Source organism: Sulfitobacter sp. GN1-4 (assembly GCF_055693825.1).
In genome coordinates, this window is the sequence record NZ_JBVFUQ010000003.1 from 1,391,407 (window position 1) to 1,409,331 (window position 17,925).

General features: G+C 55.7%; 20 protein-coding genes and 1 tRNA gene. 4 read left to right on the forward strand and 17 right to left on the reverse strand.

The features are described from left to right. Positions 1-101 precede the first annotated feature (101 nt). The 4 genes from ACZ1HM_RS07305 to ACZ1HM_RS07320 form a co-directional block, all read right to left on the reverse strand. On the reverse strand, positions 102-926 hold the full coding sequence (locus tag ACZ1HM_RS07305; RefSeq protein ID WP_472742187.1) for a lytic murein transglycosylase: 825 nt from the start codon (positions 924-926) through the stop codon (positions 102-104). A gap of 101 nt (positions 927-1,027) precedes the next feature. Further along, positions 1,028-1,225: a hypothetical protein gene (locus ACZ1HM_RS07310; RefSeq protein WP_472742188.1), complete on the reverse strand. Its 198-nt coding sequence runs from the start codon at positions 1,223-1,225 to the stop codon at positions 1,028-1,030. Positions 1,226-1,410: 185 nt separating this feature from the next. Continuing rightward, positions 1,411-2,817, reverse strand: coding sequence for a type I glutamate--ammonia ligase (gene glnA, locus ACZ1HM_RS07315; RefSeq protein WP_472742189.1), 1,407 nt, complete (start codon positions 2,815-2,817; stop codon positions 1,411-1,413). A 36-nt stretch (positions 2,818-2,853) separates the two neighbouring features. Beyond that, positions 2,854-3,192, reverse strand: coding sequence for a P-II family nitrogen regulator (locus ACZ1HM_RS07320; RefSeq protein WP_472742190.1), 339 nt, complete (start codon positions 3,190-3,192; stop codon positions 2,854-2,856). Positions 3,193-3,368: 176 nt separating this feature from the next. Between ACZ1HM_RS07320 and ACZ1HM_RS07325 the strand changes: the two genes are divergently transcribed. Beyond that, positions 3,369-4,079 carry an NAD(P)H-hydrate epimerase gene (locus tag ACZ1HM_RS07325; protein WP_472742191.1) on the forward strand — a complete coding sequence of 237 codons (711 nt, stop codon included), beginning with the start codon at positions 3,369-3,371 and terminating at the stop codon, positions 4,077-4,079. Further along, entirely contained in the window at positions 4,076-4,993 is a 918-nt protein-coding gene (locus ACZ1HM_RS07330) for an NAD(P)H-hydrate dehydratase (RefSeq protein ID WP_472742192.1), read from the forward strand. Before ACZ1HM_RS07325 ends, ACZ1HM_RS07330 begins: the two co-directional genes overlap by 4 nt. Positions 4,994-5,014: 21 nt before the next feature. Here ACZ1HM_RS07330 and ACZ1HM_RS07335 read toward each other — a convergent pair whose 3' ends face one another. Beyond that, a complete protein-coding gene (locus ACZ1HM_RS07335; RefSeq protein ID WP_472742193.1) occupies positions 5,015-5,536 on the reverse strand; it encodes a Hint domain-containing protein in 522 nt (173 codons plus the stop codon). Positions 5,537-5,681: 145 nt separating this feature from the next. On the opposite strand from ACZ1HM_RS07335, the gene ACZ1HM_RS07340 reads away from it, so the two are divergent. Next, positions 5,682-5,766, forward strand: a tRNA-Leu gene (locus ACZ1HM_RS07340). On the opposite strand, the gene ACZ1HM_RS07345 is transcribed toward ACZ1HM_RS07340, so the two are convergent. From ACZ1HM_RS07345 to ACZ1HM_RS07365, 5 genes are all read right to left on the reverse strand, one after another. Continuing rightward, the gene (locus ACZ1HM_RS07345; protein WP_472742194.1) at positions 5,745-7,280 is read right to left on the reverse strand and encodes a recombinase family protein; all 1,536 of its coding nucleotides are present in this window, start codon (positions 7,278-7,280) and stop codon (positions 5,745-5,747) included. The genes ACZ1HM_RS07340 and ACZ1HM_RS07345 overlap by 22 nt on opposite strands. After that, on the reverse strand, positions 7,277-7,579 hold the full coding sequence (locus ACZ1HM_RS07350) for a hypothetical protein (RefSeq protein ID WP_472742195.1): 303 nt from the start codon (positions 7,577-7,579) through the stop codon (positions 7,277-7,279). Before ACZ1HM_RS07350 ends, ACZ1HM_RS07345 begins: the two co-directional genes overlap by 4 nt. A gap of 78 nt (positions 7,580-7,657) precedes the next feature. After that, the gene (locus ACZ1HM_RS07355; RefSeq protein WP_472742196.1) at positions 7,658-8,035 is read right to left on the reverse strand and encodes a hypothetical protein; all 378 of its coding nucleotides are present in this window, start codon (positions 8,033-8,035) and stop codon (positions 7,658-7,660) included. A 934-nt stretch (positions 8,036-8,969) separates the two neighbouring features. Next, a complete protein-coding gene (locus ACZ1HM_RS07360; RefSeq protein ID WP_472742197.1) occupies positions 8,970-9,860 on the reverse strand; it encodes a hypothetical protein in 891 nt (296 codons plus the stop codon). Positions 9,861-9,910: 50 nt separating this feature from the next. Beyond that, complete coding sequence (locus ACZ1HM_RS07365) at positions 9,911-10,618, reverse strand: hypothetical protein (RefSeq protein WP_472742198.1); 708 nt, start codon at positions 10,616-10,618, stop codon at positions 9,911-9,913. Here ACZ1HM_RS07365 and ACZ1HM_RS07370 point away from each other — a divergent pair. Then, positions 10,593-11,666, forward strand: a complete 1,074-nt coding sequence (locus ACZ1HM_RS07370) for a hypothetical protein (RefSeq protein ID WP_472742199.1) — start codon at positions 10,593-10,595, stop codon at positions 11,664-11,666. The two genes, ACZ1HM_RS07365 and ACZ1HM_RS07370, sit on opposite strands and share 26 nt — an antisense overlap. A 25-nt stretch (positions 11,667-11,691) precedes the next feature. On the opposite strand, the gene ACZ1HM_RS07375 is transcribed toward ACZ1HM_RS07370, so the two are convergent. From ACZ1HM_RS07375 to ACZ1HM_RS07405, 7 genes are all read right to left on the reverse strand, one after another. Beyond that, positions 11,692-12,315 (reverse strand): hypothetical protein, encoded by a 624-nt coding sequence (locus ACZ1HM_RS07375; RefSeq protein WP_472742200.1) that lies wholly within the window; start codon positions 12,313-12,315, stop codon positions 11,692-11,694. 369 nt (positions 12,316-12,684) lie between these two features. Further along, the gene (locus ACZ1HM_RS07380) at positions 12,685-13,281 is read right to left on the reverse strand and encodes a hypothetical protein (protein ID WP_472742201.1); all 597 of its coding nucleotides are present in this window, start codon (positions 13,279-13,281) and stop codon (positions 12,685-12,687) included. A 245-nt stretch (positions 13,282-13,526) separates the two neighbouring features. Further along, on the reverse strand, positions 13,527-14,042 hold the full coding sequence (locus ACZ1HM_RS07385) for a hypothetical protein (RefSeq protein ID WP_472742202.1): 516 nt from the start codon (positions 14,040-14,042) through the stop codon (positions 13,527-13,529). Positions 14,043-14,294: 252 nt separating this feature from the next. Continuing rightward, entirely contained in the window at positions 14,295-14,513 is a 219-nt protein-coding gene (locus tag ACZ1HM_RS07390; RefSeq protein WP_472742203.1) for a hypothetical protein, read from the reverse strand. Between the two features lie 429 nt (positions 14,514-14,942). Continuing rightward, positions 14,943-16,058 carry a TraM recognition domain-containing protein gene (locus ACZ1HM_RS07395; RefSeq protein WP_472742204.1) on the reverse strand — a complete coding sequence of 372 codons (1,116 nt, stop codon included), beginning with the start codon at positions 16,056-16,058 and terminating at the stop codon, positions 14,943-14,945. A gap of 1 nt (position 16,059) precedes the next feature. Next, the gene (locus ACZ1HM_RS07400) at positions 16,060-16,938 is read right to left on the reverse strand and encodes a type IV secretory system conjugative DNA transfer family protein (protein ID WP_472742205.1); all 879 of its coding nucleotides are present in this window, start codon (positions 16,936-16,938) and stop codon (positions 16,060-16,062) included. Between the two features lie 13 nt (positions 16,939-16,951). Next, positions 16,952-17,893, reverse strand: a complete 942-nt coding sequence (locus ACZ1HM_RS07405) for a hypothetical protein (RefSeq protein ID WP_472742206.1) — start codon at positions 17,891-17,893, stop codon at positions 16,952-16,954. Between the last annotated feature and the right edge of the window lie 32 nt (positions 17,894-17,925).

Consider the following 17,925-nt stretch of genomic DNA (forward strand, 5'->3'; position numbering starts at 1 on the left):
ACCGCCATATAGGGGGCAGCATGCCCCCGTACAAGTGCCCGCCCCGCGCAAGGCGCAGGTGTGGCTTTTGCAAAACAAGCGCGCCGGATCGCAGGTGCCGCTCAGCCGTCAACCAACCCGGCCGCATAGGCAATCGCGCGCTGGTAGTTGCCACTGTCGTTCCATACCGACAGAACGCGGAAGTTCCGGCTGCCGTCGTTAAACGGCTGCCCTGGCTTCCAGCCGTTCTGGCGCAGCATGTTGGCCGCCGTGGCCAGCGCATCCGCGGCCGTATAAGGGTCGGCCCGGCCGTCCCCGTTTCCGTCCACACCGTATTTCAGCCAGTTACCGGCCAGAAACTGCATATGCCCCAACTCACCCGAAGGCCCACCTTGGGTGCTGGCCGAGATCAACCCACGGTCCGCCATGCTGAGCGCGGCGATGGCGTGGGGTTCAAACTTGGGGTAGCGGCGGCAATAAGAGGACAGGGTGACCGCGCCGCTGACCACAGGCGTTTTGCCCAAATATCCGCCCCAGCTTGTCTCAAGCCCCCAGATGGTGGCCAAAAGGCTGGCGGGCACGCCGTAGGCCCGTTCAATGGCGGCGAAAGTATTGGGGTTGCGGGCAATCTTGGCGCGGGTCTGTTTGACGAAATTGGCCGCCGAACTGCCCGAGCGTTTGGCCAAAAACCGCGCCGGATCCCCCTGGGACACGCCGGTCTGGCTGGCGGGGTTGGATTCAAACCGCCAAGTGATCCCCGACAGTTTCGCGCCGCTCAACGCCTGCAAACCGCGCTGGCCCACACCCGCCGCAGCGGCCTTTTGGGCAAGCGCCTGTTTATAGCTGCCAAATGCGTTTTTGCTGGTGATGCAATTGGCGGACACGGCGGTGCCGGTCAGCGCCACTGCGGCCAGTGCTGAAATGATAACGGTCTGAAACCCGCGCATAAAACTACCCCTGATACGAACATTGTCAGGGGCAGCTTAACGAAGCGCAGCGCCGGTTCAACGGGGAACCGAAGCGATCAGCAATCATTCGTCGCGCAGGCCTAGCCCAGGCCCATCGACACCAACGCATAGGCCGGTCCCCCAGCCAAAATGCCAACGCCAACCATAAACGGCAGGGTCAGCATCCGTTCGCGCAACGGCCGCCGCCGTTTGCGTTTGCCCAAAAGGGACATGCGTTTCGCTTCTCGGGTAACGATCCGAGATCTGCGTTCTGCAAAGCTCTGTGATGATACGGGCATTCTTGCTCCTCTCTTTTCGAAGGCCTTGGATCGTAAACCTAATGGGCAAGAATGAGGCACAACCGGTGCGGGAGGTGGGCAAGTTCGCGACGCTTTCGTGCCGAAACGCACCGACGAACCGTTTGTGCACCAGACACAAAAAAGGGCGCCCCGAGGGGAGCGCCCAATTAAAACTGCCGGGGAGATCAGCAGCTGTAGTAAAGCTGGAATTCCATGGGGTGAGGCGTGTGCTCATAGGCCTCGATCTCTTCCATCTTCAGCTCGCAATAGCCTTCGATCTGGCTTTTGGTGAACACGTCACCTTCCAGCAGGAAGTCCATGTCTGCTTGCAGCTCTTCCAGCGCTTCGCGCAGGGAACCGCAGACGGTTGGGATATCTGCCAGCTCTTCTGCGGGCAGGTCATAGAGGTTCTTGTCCATCGCCTCGCCGGGATCAATCTTGTTCTTGATGCCGTCCAGGCCAGCCATCAACAGGGCCGCAAAGCACAGGTATGGGTTGGCCGCTGGGTCAGGGAAACGGGCCTCAACGCGCTTGGCTTTGGGGCTTTCTGTCCATGGGATCCGCACACAGCCGGACCGGTTACGCGCGGAATAGGCGCGCAGAACAGGTGCTTCAAACCCTGGGATCAAACGCTTGTAAGAGTTTGTGGAAGGGTTGGTGAAGGCGTTCAGCGCCTTGGCGTGCTTCAGGATACCGCCGATGAAATACAGTGCTTCCTGTGACAGGTCGGCGTATTTGTCGCCCGCGAACAGCGGCTTGCCGTCTTTCCAGATGGACATGTTGCAGTGCATGCCGGTGCCGTTGTCGCCTGCGATGGGCTTTGGCATAAAGGTCGCGGATTTGCCATAGGCGTGGGCCACGTTGTGGATCACGTATTTGTATTTCTGCAGCTCATCGGCCTGTTTTGTCAGGCTGTCAAAGATCAGACCCAGCTCGTGCTGACAGGACGCCACCTCGTGGTGGTGCTTGTCCACTTTCATGCCCAGACGCTTCATGGTCGACAGCATCTCAGACCGCAGGTCTTGGGATTCGTCGGTTGGGTTCACTGGGAAATAGCCGCCCTTAACGCCAGGACGGTGGCCCATGTTGCCCATCTCGTACTCAGTATCGGTGTTCCAAGAGGCGTCCGTCGCATCGACCTCATAAGACACTTTGTTGATGGAGGTTGAGAAACGCACATCGTCAAAGAGGAAGAATTCCGCCTCTGGACCAAAGAACGCCACATCACCGATGCCGGAGGACTTCAGATAAGCTTCGGCTTTCTCTGCCGTGCCGCGAGGGTCACGATCATAGGCTTCGCCTGTGTCAGGCTCCACAACAGAGCAGTGCACGCACATGGTTTTTTCCGCATAGAACGGATCGATGTAGCCGCTTTCGGTGTCGGGCATCAGCTTCATGTCGGAAGCTTCAATGCTTTTCCAACCCGCGATGGAGGAGCCATCGAACATGAACCCTTCCTCAAGGAAGTCCTCATCCACTTGGTCCGCGCAGACGGTGACGTGCTGCAGCTTGCCGCGTGGGTCAGTAAAGCGGATATCAACGTATTCTACGTCTTCATCCTTGATGGTCTTAAGAAGATCAGATGCGCTCATCAGGGCGGTCCTTTTCCTTGAAGTAGTGGAGTTAAATTACAATGCGTCCGAACCGGTTTCCCCGGTACGGATGCGGATGGTCTGTTCAATGGGAGAGACAAAGATCTTCCCATCGCCAATCTTTTCGGTCTTCGCAGCTGAGATGATCGCCTCAATCGCGGCGTCGACCTGGTCATCGTCCAGAACGATCTCAACCTTCACTTTGGGCAGGAAATCAACAACGTATTCCGCGCCCCGGTACAGCTCAGTATGACCTTTCTGGCGGCCAAAACCTTTGACCTCAATCACGCTGAGACCTTGAACGCCAACCTCTTGAAGGGCCTCTTTGACCTCATCGAGCTTGAATGGCTTGATGATCGCTTCGATCTTCTTCATGGGCTGACCCTTTATGCAGTGGCTACGCTGTCCGCGGTCATTTCATTTTGGCTGAGGGGAATCCATAACAGGGACCTGTGGGAAGGGGCGACAGAGAGGGATTCAATTTGTGTCGCTGAAATTTAGGGCATAGCGCCTAATTAATAAGCAGAAGTGAATCTTTGAGGGGGAAGCCGGTGGAAACCATCACAGCCGATCAAATGCGCGCGCTGGAACAGACCGCCATGAAAAGCGGTGCGGTCACCGGGGTGCAGCTTATGGAACGCGCAGGCCGGGGCGTGGTGGCCGCCCTTCTGGCGCAGTGGCCAGCCTTGCAAGGAAAGGGGCACCGCACCCTTGTGATCTGCGGGCCGGGCAACAACGGCGGCGATGGCTTTGTGGTGGCGCGGCTGTTGGTGCAGCGCGGCTGGACGGTCGATGTCCACTTTGCCGGAAAAGCCGCCAAGCTGCCGCCAGATGCCCGTCACAACCACGACCTCTACACAGCGCTCGGCCCCATTCACCCCTACCAAGACGAAGCGCTTTGGAAGACGCTGACGCAGTCAGGCCCCTACGACCTGCTGATCGACGCGCTCTTTGGCATCGGCCTCACCCGACCCGTGCAGGGCTTTGATCGCCTGGCCCAGGCCACCCACAAAGCCTGCCCGTCAGATCTGCCTGCCAGTGCAGCAGACTTTCACGTTGTCGCGGTGGACCTGCCCAGCGGCCTGGATGCAGACAGCGGCACCTATCTGAACACCCCAAACCAAGAACGCCCAGACACCGATCCGCAGATGCATATCAAAGCAGACCTCACCGTCACCTTTCATCGCCCCAAACCCTGCCACCTGGCCGCGACGGCTGCCGATCACTGTGGTAGTATCGTGGTCCACGACATCGGCCTGTGACTTCATCTTTCCACTACAATTCCCGCCGGAGGCATAAAATCTCTGATCCCACCCCCATCACCCGCGACACGCTTGATCTGTCGCGCTTGCACAAGCCCCAAGGGCACAAATACACCCATGGCCACGCGCTGATCCTCAGCGGCGGCGCGGGCCGCACCGGGGCTGCGCGGCTGGCCGCCCATGCGGCGCTGCGCATCGGGGCAGGGGCCGTCACCATCGCCACGCCGCCGGCCGCCCAGCTCGAAGTGGCGATGCAGATCACCGCCGTCATGCTGGCCCGGATGCCGGATGCCGCGGCACTCCAGGGCCTCTTGCGCGACCCGCGCCTCAATGCGCTCTGCCTGGGGCCGGGGCTTGGCCTCAGCGATGAAAAACGCGACCTTCTAGAGGTCGCTTTGAAGAGCGGCCGGGCCTGTGTCCTGGATGCGGATGCTCTGACGCTGATCGCCGGGGCACCTGCGCTCTTTGCGCTGTTGCACCCGCTCTGTGTGCTCACGCCCCATGGCGGTGAATTTGCGCGGCTGTTCCCTGACCTGGGTAATGATCCCTCAGATACGGTCGCCGCCAAAACGCAACTGACCCGCACCGCCGCGCAGCGGGCAGGCTGCACCGTTCTTTATAAAGGCCCCGATACGATCATCGCCGCACCAGAGGGCACCGCCACCCACCATGCTGCCACCGGCGCCCGCGCCGTGCCGTGGTTGGCCACCGCAGGTGCGGGCGATGTCCTGGCGGGGATGATCTGCGGCCTCATGGCGCGTGGCCTAAATCCGCAAGAGGCCTGCAGCTTAGCAGCCTTTCTGCATGTCGAAGCGGCCCTTACCTTCGGTCCGGGCCTGATTGCAGAAGACATCGCAGACAGCTTGCCCGCCGTCTTGCGCCGCCTGCAGCCGACACCCCCGATGTCTGAATAACAATGCCCGTAAACCCAGGCGTTACGCAGGCTCCAGCACCGCGCCCCGGGCCCGCGCCCCATCCGCTGTGCTGACTTCCAGGCCATCGCAGTAAAGGATGTGCGGCGCGTCACAGAAAATCTGATGCACAACCGCATCGCACCGCCCCCGGTCTGTCACGCCAGGCTCCCCCAGCAGTGCTTTGGCCTCCACCAGTGCCGTCGCACAGTCAAAATAGGCCCGCGCCCTGGCACCGCGCAACAACACCATCTGCTCAGCCGCCACCGTGGTTTGCGTTCCGGGTGCTGCGACCCCAAAAACATCCGAAGGCAAGGTGATCAGATGGCAGGGCCTGCGGTGGGTCTGGATATGCCTGACCTTTGCCACACCGCTGTCGCGGGTGATCAACCTGTCGCCAGTGGAAAGCTCCGCAATCGGCCTTTCCCCATCCAACGTCAGGATCAACGCCTCGCCCAACAAACCGGATTCTGCCGCGCAAAACTGGCCGAACGGTCCTGCCGCCAAGTTCGCCGGTTTTGGATGTACCCCCCAGGTTGGTCTCATCAACAGATCTTTCCGCATGTTTGCTGTCGCATTTGCTGCCGACCATAAGAAAACAACGATCGTCTGTCTTGCCTTTTTTAGGCTCGCATCTTGCCAAACACTTTGTTACTCACCCCGCGTTGCCAAAGTGTTGATTTGGTACAGTGCGGGTGTGGCGGAATTGGTAGACGCACCAGATTTAGGTTCTGGCGCCGCAAGGCGTGGGGGTTCAAGTCCCTTCACCCGCACCACAGCTGATCTGCTGCCCTGAAATACCCTTTAACGCTTTGAACGGAAACGATATTTCAGGGGTTCTAGCACCCTCAAATCGGTCATATTGAACACGGGTGCTAAAAGCCAGTTTTAACACCACCCGGCGGAGCTTTACATCACCTGTTTTCCAGAGTTTCCAAGGGTTTGCGAGGAATGTGAGCAGGGGTTCTAGTTTTTCTTCGAAGCTGCCTTGCGGTTCGGTCTCAGATGCGAGTCGTTCTTTCAGCACGAGCTTCTGGCGCTCGAGTTCGACAAGCTTGTCTTCATACCGTGCAATTACTGAGGCGTTTGAGGCCTCCATGATGCGTTCCAGAACCTTTTCTGCCTGGTTTTCAATGGTCGTGAGCTGTCTGCCCGCTGCAATGCGTTTTTCGATAGCCTGCACACCGCGCTGATCCCACGCATGGCGGAACATGGCCGTCGCGAGAGCCATCAGGCCAGCGCTTGGCTGCAGCTTCTTTATGATCTGGCCGACATCCCCTTCGACTTTATCTCGCTTGATAGATTTTCCGTAGTGATCACAATCCTTGGTCTGGCAGATGTAGTACGGGAATCGCCCACCGTGTCGCCCCCGCGCAAAATATGAGCGCAGCGGCGTTGCACAACCTGCGCAGGCCACTACGCCCCTTAGAGCAAATTGATCACCAATGTTGGCTCGCTTGGGGGCCTTCGCAACGCCTTTCCGGCGCTCCTGCACCTTGTCAAAGGTTGCCATTGAGATCAGGGCTTCATGCTGTGCAGGAAGCCAATGGATTTTGTAGGTGTCAGAGCAGATGTGCCCGGTATAGGCAGAGTGGGAGAGAATATCACTTACACGCTGCTGCTTTACGACGCCGTGCTTGTTGCGCGGGAAATCCGGAAAGCCCTCAAAGAAGCGTTTCACTTCAGCCATCGTGCTAAAGCGCCCTGAAGCGTATCCTTCAAAACCCTCGCGTATGATGCTTGCAAATGGCTCATTTGGAAACAGGACTTTGCCACGGCCCTTGATGGCTTCGTACCGATAGCCAACTGGCGGGTTATGTATCCAGTAGCCAGATTCCATGCGTGCGCGCATCTTTTGTCTGACTTGTCTCGCATTCTGCCTGCGCTCAAGCTGACCCTGGGCGGCGAAGATGGTCTCGACGAACTCGCCTTCGGGCGTTTCATCAAACTGGTAGTTCAGGCAGTCCAGTAGAGCTCCGCGCGCACGGAACGCTTTACGCAGCTGGAAGTGGAATTCACGGTCTCGGGCGAAGCGTTTGAGGTCGTCGAAGATCACAACGAAAGTCTCGCCCGGATGTGCGTCCATGTAGGACAACAATGCAACCATTCCCCGCCGCTTCATAAAATCACCGCCGCCAGTCATTGTATCGGGGAACGCCGCCACAACGTCGTAGCCTCGTGCCTCAGCATGTTGACGACAACGGGTCTCCTGGCTCTCTAGGCCGTGGCCATCGGTTTCTTGTCCCTTGGATGAGACCCTGCAATAGATCAGGGCTTTAAGCTTGCTCATACCTCCTCCTTTTCTTTGTCTGGGCTACTCAGAGAGTTTAGCACAGCGTCCTTCAGAAGGGCTGTGAGATCGATGTGTTCTCCACAGATTTTATCTGCTGAGGCGATGTCCCAGCCAAGATCAACAAAGGCGACGACAATCGACCATAGGGCTTCGATCAACGCGCACTTTTCGTCCTCAGTAGCATCGCTATCCTCAAGGTAAGGCAGCCAATCTTGCCAATTGAGATGAATGCTTCGATTGGGCAGGGAAGCGGTCTGCTGGGCGTGTGTTGGTCGTGTCGTTGCGTTCTCTGCCATGGGTGTCCTTTCGAATCTGAGTGTTAAGACGCCAGCCCCGCAAGCGGGGCTGGCGACAAATGCTATATCAAGTGCTGATTATGGTTCTGGCTGGTCGTACTGACGTGCCTGACGGTCTCTGCCCACATCGCCCGTTTTGCGAGAAGACGCGTTTTGCATTGCCGCATCGCGCTCCTGAGCCATGTCCACAGAGGCATCTTGCGATGCTTCCTTATCTTGCTGACGGTTCCACTGGACTGTGCGATATGCTTCTGAGGCCAGCTTTTCGATTTTCAGCAAGTCAGTCTGACTGAAAGAGTTCGATGTTCCAAATGAACCATCGCTCTTCGTGTAGATGCGCTCGAATGTGGTTCCATAATAGACGTCACCTTCATTCGACATGTTGCGCCAGACCTTGGCGCTAATAGCCCCATCTCGTACTGTTGCTACAGGTGGGTTTTTGGTTTGATCTGCCATAGTTTTCTCCTTTCGGTTGGTTGGTTTCGGCAAAGGGAAGCGATCCTATCACAAAAAAGAACATATAGGGAACAAAATTGATAAGATGCTGATTTATTTGCAAACCGCTGCATACGATTGTCATCGTTCGCGGCTGGGCTCACTTCGATTGAAGGCACGGCTCGGTTCTAAAGCCGGAGCAGGGCGTGGCTTGGCTTGTGCCATTGCCGCGTCCCGCTGTTCGCGCATCCAGTTGCCCTCGAACGCTCCTGCGTCCACGCTTCGTGCAACGCTGCCAGGAGGTTTAGGTGCGGGAAGTGGCTGGCTGCGCGCAACCATGGCAGATGATCGCGTAGCGCCACCCGATTGTTCCCCGCGTCCATCGCTGCGACCTTGGGATCTCGAGGATGTGTGCAAAGTGAACGGCAGCGTTCACCTGCGCTGTCATGCCAGCGCGTTTGACCGGAGCTGGCCCTCGATCCTTTGCCATACGCGCATAATAGGCGATGCTCTCGTTCCGCCGCTGCGCCTCTGAAGTGCTGAGATCACGATGTGCTCCTGCCGTTGCCGGATCTCGGGTGCTGTCAAAGCCTCGCTTAAGCTGCGGCAGGCGTGCCAACGTCTCTTGTGACATCCATGAGCCCATGTGTTCGAGGGCTACGCTTCTGGTGGATCGTCCGCTCATCCTTGGTCTCCGTCATGCAAATCTGGAGACAGTTTACGTGATGCTAGCCTTGTCATAGTGTGAAGCCGGATCAAAAGCCGAGCAAAAGACCGGGAAAAACCCAAAAGGCATGAGGCATGTGATCACGTTGAACATGCCAAAGCCAATTCAGTTTGTGTGTGATCGGCCACTGCAAGACTCAAAGTACGAGGTAAAAGGCTGTGACCAATCACTACTATCCAATCGATGGCATGACAGCCTCAAAGGTCGCGCAAACCTAGCTAAACAACGTCATTTGCCCGCGTCATCGACATCGCTTACGCGAGCCTCACCTCGTCTTCTTGAGGATGACGTATCAGCCACGATCTGGCTTGCAGCCGCGAGAATAGCCAGAAGAATTCCTATGGCGAGAATTAAAGGGCTAGAAAGTGTGAGGTCCATCCAGTCTGGTTCTACACGTACAGGGTCTTCCAGGCCGAAATGGCGAATGGAAAGTGCGGTATCTCCAGCCTCGGTGAGCAGGGAGGCATGCAGTATATTGCGTTCGCCGAAAACGATATGTCCGAAACTGTGGGCAAGCTGATCGCCGTTGAACACTTCGACCTGAGTTCCGAGGGCGAGCGAGCCAGACTTTACAACTTCAGTTAGAGATCGGAACGCCGAAATCAAAAGGCCTGTTTCACGGGCCTCCCATCTTCCTTCAACTAGATAGCTCTCCAGCCCTGAAGTCATGTCTTCGCCAACTGAGACAACAGCTGCAAAGGTTAACGCACCAATCGCGGGTGTGTTTTCCGGCGCGACACGGATCATTGACCCATCCGAAAGATCAGTCTGGCGTGAAGTGCGAACGTAAATTACAAGACCGCCCTGAGGCGTTGACCGCAACACAACGGTAGTTCCGCTCTCCCACGCTGTGATAACCTCGGCAGTGGGGCTTTTTGCTTCCGCTGCGAGACCGCATTTTGGGTCAGGCACCCGTAGTGGAGAGGAAACCGGTACGCAAACTACCGCTTCTGGCAAGCTCCAAGTATTTGCTCCAGGCACAAATGTCAGTTCAATACTGCGCGTTTCTGCCTCAATCAAAAAGCTCCTTTGCGGCTCGTAGGCGAAGAGAGCTAATAACATCAAGAGAATGAGAGTGGTCACGATGAGTATGATCTTACGCAAACTCAGAAGTGTCATCCTGAATATAATCCGCCGTGCGGTGATTAACATTTGGCCACTGTTCGCCATTAGTATGGTGCGACCCAAATTGTGAAAGGACCAGCAGGAAACGCCTGGTCTCCATCGACCCGTAGGACTTCAAGCTTCAAAGCACCTTCACCAGGAAACCCTCCAAGGTCGCACTGCATATGAAAAGCTGACTTTCCTTGCATGGCGATCTCTTCACACCGCACTGGCGCAATCGTATCCCCGACATATGCAAAAACGGCCTCCGCCCCGAGCGGGTTGACCAAGAGCCTGGTGGAGGCGAGCGGCCCTTCGTTCCAGCGCGCAATAGTAAACTCCGTCGGTTCCGATTGACAATCGCCTCTCGTTACCCGCAGCCCCACACTTTGTGGCGGAAGCCGCAATAGATGTTCCTCATGATTTGTCGGGTAAGGTAACTCCGTATATCCACCACCCCAATTGGCTGGCACCTCGTAAGCGTTCCTAGCGGTGTAAAAGCCATCAATCGAAACGACACTTGCGCAGACCATCCCGGCAGCCCAATCCTGCGGAATGTATGCAGCCACTTGAAGATCGTCGCTGCCTCGGCGATGCTCAAGCGCGCCAACAATCACTTCGCCCGAGATTTTCGCTGCTGGTAGAAGCTCTTCATCAAATGGTGAAGTTGCTAGGACGACAGTCTCGGCGCGTCCCTGAGAAACCAACATACCAATTGAGGCAGCCGAGATGAAAAGAGCGTTTGATATGAACATGGCAAGGCTTTGGGGCATACTGCTCACCTTAGTTGCTACACTAGGCTTAGCCAATATCGTTCAGGCGCAAACCGTTCGTGTTCAAAATGGGCTCGACCAGTGGGGCTATGGATGGATGTTCCAATACTCCGGGAATTGCTATGTGGCTTTACCTTCGCATGTAGCGGGGCCCCTTCCAAAGGTAGCTATCTATACATCGGAACCCGTAGTGTCTGATCAGGCAACAGTGCAAAAGCCCTTTTGGCCAGAAATGGATTTGGCGATTGCTATCGTAGACCGTGGTATTCTCGACGGTCGCTGTACCGCCTCGATGGAGGACCTTTTGCAGACCAATCGATCTCGTGTTGCAAGCATCGCTCAACTTCACCGGATCAGCGCATCCGGCGGCGAAGAGCGCGTGCCTCTGCAGATCACTGAGCGCAGCTACCTCAGAATTACTGCCGCATTGACCAATGACAAAGACAAAATAAGGCAAAGCACGTCAGGCGCATTCGCTTTCGTCGGCGAAACTCCAATCGGAATGGCTCTCGAAAGCGACCATCCGTCCCGAGCGACCTTTCTGCGGGCCGATGAAATTGCTATCCATCTCGAGCGCTACCTATCTAGCCAAGGTTACGAGTTCCGCTCTGAGATTGAAGGAAGGTCGGAAACGGTAGCCTCTGGTTTGGTACAGGGCATGGCTATCGCCTCCGTTACGGCTTCTTTAGTTCCCACCCTTCCCCAACACGGGCCTGAGAACCTCGTGGGCGATGGATTGTTCATCGTGCGCCCGACTGGAGCGCTCGAAGTGACACTGCGAATCGAGAGCGACGGGCCGACAGGACTAAGCCGCTTACGTTTGACAGCCGACAACTCCATCTATGCCGTCCCCAAAGACATAATAATTCAAACAGATATCAGCGAAGCTGGTTCGAGCTTTCGGTTTTGGACACAAGGCCAGATGACGCCTGATGGCAATTTCGATACAGGCTATCTAGCCGCACGCAACACTCGCTGGGTGCGCATTCTGATCCGCAACGCTTGGCGAGCTGGCGATCTTGGCCTCAAACAGGTGGTTCTCGAGTAAGCAATTGCCTTCGACAAGACAAGCGCTAGGGCGCAATTCGTGCTGTAGTTGGAAAACCACCTTTCACTTTTCCGACTGTCGTGGAACCGGATAGCGTACCATCTTCTTGCAGGACTAGATAAGACACGGTCCAAGAGTTGAAGTTGTTCTTTTGGGCAGAAATTCCATTTGGCGCAATTTGTATTGCGCAGTGGTCCTCTTTCCTTGACCTAACGTAGCAGTTCTTCTCAGTGTTAAAGCCGCCAATGTTGATTGCATAGGTGGCGATGCCATCACTAAGAACGCTGCCCCCAGTCCCTTCTTTGAAATAGCGTTCAAAGTTACCATCTGTCGCGCTAGAAATATCGAGATCAATAAGTAGCGTGGGGCGTGTATTCAAAAAAGCCCTAAACGCCGACAATCTTGTTTCTGGTACAGCAGACTGCAAGCCAAATTCGATTGCGGTTGTAATTAGGGTCGGATCGCCGCTTTCGATCATCAGTTCCATTGCAGCGCGAGAACGAACAGGATCTGGGTCATTTAGAATTTGTTGAAACGATGTAACTTGAGACGTGCGCTCGTCTAATTTTGCACGGAGTTCTTCAGGCGTTAGGCCATGTACTACCGTTGCGAATAAGACGGTTGAAGATATCAAGAGCGGTCTAATCACTATGTCTTCCTTCACATTTCAAATTGGAAACAGCCAAAAATCTGTACCAAGTGTCAAGACGTTGTGCAAAGTGTTTACAACACTTCGGGGCAACTACGTGAAAAAAAGCCGGGTTCTGATCAGGATTTGGAGTAGTCGTCCATTCCGAAAAACGTCTGCTTTTAGATAGAAGCGGACGTCTTTCGAGAGGTTAGGCGCATCGATAGGGGACTACCAAGACAAACATCATGCTCAGATTTGGGTCAGCACTCGTGACTTAGAGCCCGTCTTATGGTGTTTATTGGCGAATATCCTCGTGGTTTTGGGGGCAAATAGCCCTCAAGGGAGCTACGACGCTCAATTCTGCCAGCTGCCCGAAATGAACGTAGATTAACTATTCGACAAGCTATCCAAGTGCTTCTTAACTGCACTTCTGCAAGTGTCTCGTACCAATTTCGCTTCCGTGAGAACGAGCTCAATTGGTGCGCCTGTTCCCATCAGCGCATTTAGACGTTCTGATGAGCCACTAACTACTTTGTTAATATCGTCGCCAAGCTTTGCCGCAATATCAGGGTCTTGCCCTATTATGTGTCCAATCCAACGTGTTAGTGATGATAGCTTGGCGGTCATGGTGGCAACGGCGTTGTGGTATTCCTGTACATTCTTAGAGCTGAAGTTCAGGACGCCGACTGATATCCGAAAAGACGCTTCATAGAACTCTTTCGTGGGGGCTTCGGATGAACGGCGTATCATTCGCTCCGCCTTCTCAATAGCCGCATCGAACTCATCCAACGCTGTCTCAAGTGGCGTTAACATCGAAATACGGTTTTGGACTGCTCCAGTACTGGATGAAGGGCGTGTCTTAGCTTGGCTAACCTGAATAAGCTGTAGAATAACCGCTGCACCCTGCAAGCAGACGGCTGCGAGTAAAAAGGGATCCGGATCGACTAGTTCAGAATTCTCTCGGTTCATGTTGTCGTTGTCCAAGACGTTATTGTTCGCGGTTTCATGTCATCAGTGTTACCCGCAAAAATTGACTGGGCACAGTGCAATTCTTCATCTCTGGGGTGCGCGCCATAACACCAGCTATGCGTTCTAGGGCTTTCACCAGAACCTCTTGTAGGTTTGGTCATTCTCGAATGAAAAAGCCTCCCGACATTTTTCCTGCCGGGAGGCTAATCGCCCGCGCTTAACTTATGGCAGCAACATGGCGGTTCGCCACGTATGCTGCTTTAAAGAGAAGCAAGAAGCGCAGGTGGTATCGCACCCACCTCGGTATCATGCTTTTCGGCATCTTCGTCTCCTTTCTTCACTTCGGCGATAAGTTTCGCGCGTTCTCTGACCAGTTGCATCAGAACACACAAAGCACGACGGATCGTCTCCTTGTATGTCCGGCCATGCACAGCTTTTTCCTCGTCCAACTGCGTCTTCATCTCGTCCGAGATGACGACATACAGATGTTCGGGGCGTGTGCTTGACCCAGCAGGAGTGGCGCGGTCAGCTTTGGCACCCTCCTGCTCTCCTGCCATGCCTTCCGGATCAAAGAGTTCGTAGGCGTCTAGCGCCCTCCGAAGTACTTCACCGAATGACGCGGCTCGCAGAGCACCCTGCAGCCAAACCAACCGGGCGTAGGACGGCTTGTCCAATACCAAGTGTAGTTTGAACCCGGCACCATCGGTAGATTTGCGCGATGGTCGTGCGCCCTCTTTGACTAAGGACGGCTGAGTGCTCTTCGTTTGGGTTGCCATAGTAAGGCTCCCTTCTCTGGCGTTGGTCGCAGAATGAAAATCGTAGTCGTGCGGGTTTACGCGTAGGCCAGACGGCATAGGCCGCCATCCGCCCCACGCAATGCCCCGGAACAACCTCCGATGCTCTGCACGCCCCGACAGCCTCCGGTACATGTGTGATGCCCGAATTCCAGTCACCGATACGGTGTTCAAAAAATGTCTTTTCATCGGTTGCTCCATTTTACCGAAAGCCGTCAGTTTGCCCGCCTCAGATTAATCGTTTCCGTCGCCAGTGATCTCAGCGTGAATTTCTTCGCACTGGTCAGATGGCAGATCGTAAACATCTGGTGCAGGCAGCGTGGAAACGGCACCGTTCTGCCCCGCCCTCTTAACCTTAACTTGGGCTTCTACTGAGTAGCCAAATGCCCGAGCCTCGGCGGTGAGAACGAGAAAATCGATGTCGTTGTCGATGGTAATCTTGAGTTTTGCCATCAGACATTCCTCGCGCCAACAATGTGAAACGCGGTGATCACTACCCGCTGACCCTCACAGCCAGCTAAGCGCAGAAACGCTCTGAGACACAACTTATGTGGCGATAGACCACATTTCAAGAGTTTGCAAAAAAGGCAGCGCGCAGGACCAGTGTCGTTGGTTCAGCTGTCCTCGTCGCAGGCCAGAATCTGAGATGTCAGGCTTTGGCAGTAGGCCTCTGCGAAAATCTAAGCGCCAAAAACGCTGGTTTTGGCACGTCATGATCATTAACGTGCGGACAACGGCTTAGGCTGTTCAAAACCCTTGGCCAAAACCAATCCCGATTTGGAAGGGTTTTTACACGATAGTCGGCGCGGCCGCGGCATTGACCGCATTTTAACAATTCTGCTGGCCTGCCGACCTTGGCATCAGCTCGGCATAACCCCGCCCCTATAACCCTCTACTGATCTCGTCCCATAGCTCCATCGGCACATCGGTAAACGCAAACAGGTAGATGCCTACCCATAGCCACCAGAGCTGGAGCCCAGAACTCAACATACGGCACAGCTTCGCCTTGCGCTCATAACGACGCTTCCGCTTCAGTGAACTGACGCCAGATCGCGTCAGCCGGTGAACTACCTTCCGCCAGAAACGACGCAACCAATGTCTCTTGCTGCTGGAGAGCCAAACACGCGTTGGCAACACCCATGGTTTGCCATGGAAGGGATTGACCGCAAGCAGGTCCTTCAATCCATCAATAGCGGCCACTGGAACGATGTCGACCAGTGCCGGTTTGTTGCGCCGGACGATCAAGATGCCCTGGTTGGTCTCTCGTATCTCACTGCCATACATCAGCGGCTTGCTCTCCTCGCTGATGTTGCCGCTGGCAGCGTAGTAGTCCGATGGCTCAGGACGGGTGCCTGTGCTGGTCATCATGACGGCCTCTTGTCCGAGCATCTTCTCAATCATCTCGATGGTTTCAGGGTTACGCTGCTCTGGGAGGAACAGTTTGATCTCAGATTCACTCATCAAGGTTTTCAGAGCGTCTGCCCCATATGTCTTTTGGAACGCCCAGAGGTCCTGGATGATCACCAATAGTTTAAGTCCGTAGCCTCTACCCCAGGTGAGGAGAGAATCCAGCCCAGCAACTTTGAAGTTGGTCGCCTCATCCGCAATCACGTGCACAGGCACATCAAGATGCGGGCTTCGCTTAATCTCCTGCTTGGCGCACCATTGAACAAGGCCAATCGCCTTTTTCTGCGCCTCCATCCGGGACGGGTCCGCGATGATCGCGATGCTGGTCACCTGACCTGGACGTTTGAGATCCGCAAAGCGGAAGGTGCTGGACTTCAATTTGCTAAAAGATCGTGTGGCCTTGGCATAGCTCGTCAGAACCTGCCGCGCACCGGTGATGAACGCATCAACGGCCTTTGAGTCCTGCGTGTCCAGCAACTCCGAGACCTTCAGCCCTTGCAGGCGGACGTAATCAATATGAACCTGCACATCCTCGCTCGAATGCAGCTCGACCCAGGGGGCGCTTTCAAGTGGCATCTTGGAATAGGGCATTTCAGATCTCCTTCGGCTGAGTAGAGGTTTCAAGGCGGCCGCAGGCCCAAAGCGCGAGGTTCAGCAGTGTCTCGCGGTCGTCCATAAGTGCTGTTACATCACCAAGCGTTGCATTTGGCCCATCGGTCAGAACCGAGATCAGCATCGCAAATTTGAGCAAATCTCTGCTGCCGTCCCGGAAGAACTCGTTGTCGCCGTTCCCGCCGTTCGCGGGCTCTGGATAGAGCTGCAAGGCCATCTCAGTGAGGTCGTCGCTGATGTCCAAGAGGCTCCCTTTGGCATAGTTGTCGACGATGAGATGCAGCGGATTGTAGCTGCCAGAGGGGCCGAGAATGTCGGCATTCACATCGCCAAAGTTCAGGAAGTGGAACTCTTCACCCCGCGCGCGCAGAGCATCAGCGAGCACGCAAGTGAGCTCGGATTTCATATCCGTGATGAGCTTTGAGTTTTTGATGGTCAGGATGGAGGGCATCACTTGTCCCGTCGTTTTACCGGAACCCGCAGTGCCGCATACGAGGGCGTTGGAGGCAAAGTCTGTGATCACCCCTTGTCCCTCGATGGATCCCCAATACGGTCCGTCATCATCTGGATCGAGTTCGTGCTCCAGATCTTCGATCTTGGTGATAAAGGCCGCTGTGCCCTTTGCACCTGTTGGTGTATGCGCGGCTAAGGCATCAAATCCTTTGCTGATCGACCATAGGGCATCTGAGAGACCTGTGATGACGCAGACGCCCAAAACGCTTGCGGCTGCCGCTGCAGGCCAGTTGATGGCGCTGCCATAGAAGACTGGCCCGAAGTGATCCCAGGCATACCATGCTCCGGTGGCGGTTAGGGCGAGCGGAACGAACCGCCCCCCATGTTGTCTCTTATCGGTGCTCATAGCCCGGGCCCCATCACTGATCAGCACTGACGTATGCGCCCTGGCGCAGACGGGTGATGCGCACAGAGGCTGCGCCGGCGTCCTCAAAGTAGGCTTGCCACCAGTCCAAGAGCTCATCCATATCCCGGCAAAACGGACCCAAGTTGCCGCGCTCCAACACATAGAGACTGATGGCCGCGCCGCTCAGTGCCTCTGGCTGAATGCGTGCGAAGTAGGGCTTCTGCTTGAAGGCACTGAAGGAGGGCAGGTGCCCTTTGGTCTGGCAGAACTGAGCATCCTGAGTGGCCTGTAGCATATCAGAGACGATGGTGAGGCTTCGGCCTCCCTGAGCGTCCCTAAACCCGCGCATTTGACCGATGCCTTGGATTTGCTCCAACAGGGGGGATTCATGCGACTGGCGTTGATGCGCAGGAGGATCAAGAGCAAGTACGTTGTCCAAGGCGGGCCGCAGCTGTTCGGCAAAGATGCGTTCGCGCTGCTGGTCAAGATAGGCCCGGGTAACGGGCTTTGCGCCCAAGGCCTCGCGTTCAGCACTGGATCGAGCACCGCCGCAGAGCTCAATTGCCGGATCAGGGACGGATCCGATGTGAGCTGGGTCGGTGCTGATCACAGAAAGCCGGTCATTGAACCCAAGATCATGGTGGTACTGATCTTCGAGGGCGTTCAGCAGATCGCGCTGCTGGGCTGCAGTCCAGCGAGGTTCGGAGCTGTCGATAAGAACGACACGCTGATCTTGCGCACTGTCAGCGGCGTAGCACCCTAGTGCATCTGGCTTGGCATAGCTGGCATCTTTGATCCCGCTATAGGTCACAGCAGCAAGCGCCAGCGCAGACGAGGCCATCAAACCGCCGATGGTGATAAACCGTCTGATGTTGAAGGTTGGCTTGCGCCCACGACGGCCGGAACCGCGCCGGACTTTGGAGTTGAGACGGGACTTTGGATGACGACGTGACATAGGATTGTCCTTTCAAGTTGAGGGATGGAAGA

Excerpts from the sequence above, each read along its gene's own strand:
- ACZ1HM_RS07345 (WP_472742194.1), bottom strand. The coding sequence starts at position 7,280 with ATGAGCAAGCTTAAAGCCCTGATCTATTGCAGGGTCTCATCCAAGGGA.
- ACZ1HM_RS07365 (WP_472742198.1), bottom strand. The coding sequence starts at position 10,618 with ATGCCCCAAAGCCTTGCCATGTTCATATCAAACGCTCTTTTCATCTCG.
- ACZ1HM_RS07350 (WP_472742195.1), bottom strand. The coding sequence starts at position 7,579 with ATGGCAGAGAACGCAACGACACGACCAACACACGCCCAGCAGACCGCT.
- ACZ1HM_RS07370 (WP_472742199.1), top strand. The coding sequence starts at position 10,593 with ATGAACATGGCAAGGCTTTGGGGCATACTGCTCACCTTAGTTGCTACA.
- ACZ1HM_RS07395 (WP_472742204.1), bottom strand. The coding sequence starts at position 16,058 with ATGCCCTATTCCAAGATGCCACTTGAAAGCGCCCCCTGGGTCGAGCTG.
- glnA (WP_472742189.1), bottom strand. The coding sequence starts at position 2,817 with ATGAGCGCATCTGATCTTCTTAAGACCATCAAGGATGAAGACGTAGAA.
- ACZ1HM_RS07400 (WP_472742205.1), bottom strand. The coding sequence starts at position 16,938 with ATGAGCACCGATAAGAGACAACATGGGGGGCGGTTCGTTCCGCTCGCC.
- ACZ1HM_RS07355 (WP_472742196.1), bottom strand. The coding sequence starts at position 8,035 with ATGGCAGATCAAACCAAAAACCCACCTGTAGCAACAGTACGAGATGGG.
- ACZ1HM_RS07320 (WP_472742190.1), bottom strand. The coding sequence starts at position 3,192 with ATGAAGAAGATCGAAGCGATCATCAAGCCATTCAAGCTCGATGAGGTC.
- ACZ1HM_RS07385 (WP_472742202.1), bottom strand. The coding sequence starts at position 14,042 with ATGGCAACCCAAACGAAGAGCACTCAGCCGTCCTTAGTCAAAGAGGGC.
- ACZ1HM_RS07390 (WP_472742203.1), bottom strand. The coding sequence starts at position 14,513 with ATGGCAAAACTCAAGATTACCATCGACAACGACATCGATTTTCTCGTT.
- ACZ1HM_RS07335 (WP_472742193.1), bottom strand. The coding sequence starts at position 5,536 with ATGAGACCAACCTGGGGGGTACATCCAAAACCGGCGAACTTGGCGGCA.
- ACZ1HM_RS07310 (WP_472742188.1), bottom strand. The coding sequence starts at position 1,225 with ATGCCCGTATCATCACAGAGCTTTGCAGAACGCAGATCTCGGATCGTT.
- ACZ1HM_RS07405 (WP_472742206.1), bottom strand. The coding sequence starts at position 17,893 with ATGTCACGTCGTCATCCAAAGTCCCGTCTCAACTCCAAAGTCCGGCGC.
- ACZ1HM_RS07305 (WP_472742187.1), bottom strand. The coding sequence starts at position 926 with ATGCGCGGGTTTCAGACCGTTATCATTTCAGCACTGGCCGCAGTGGCG.
- ACZ1HM_RS07360 (WP_472742197.1), bottom strand. The coding sequence starts at position 9,860 with ATGACACTTCTGAGTTTGCGTAAGATCATACTCATCGTGACCACTCTC.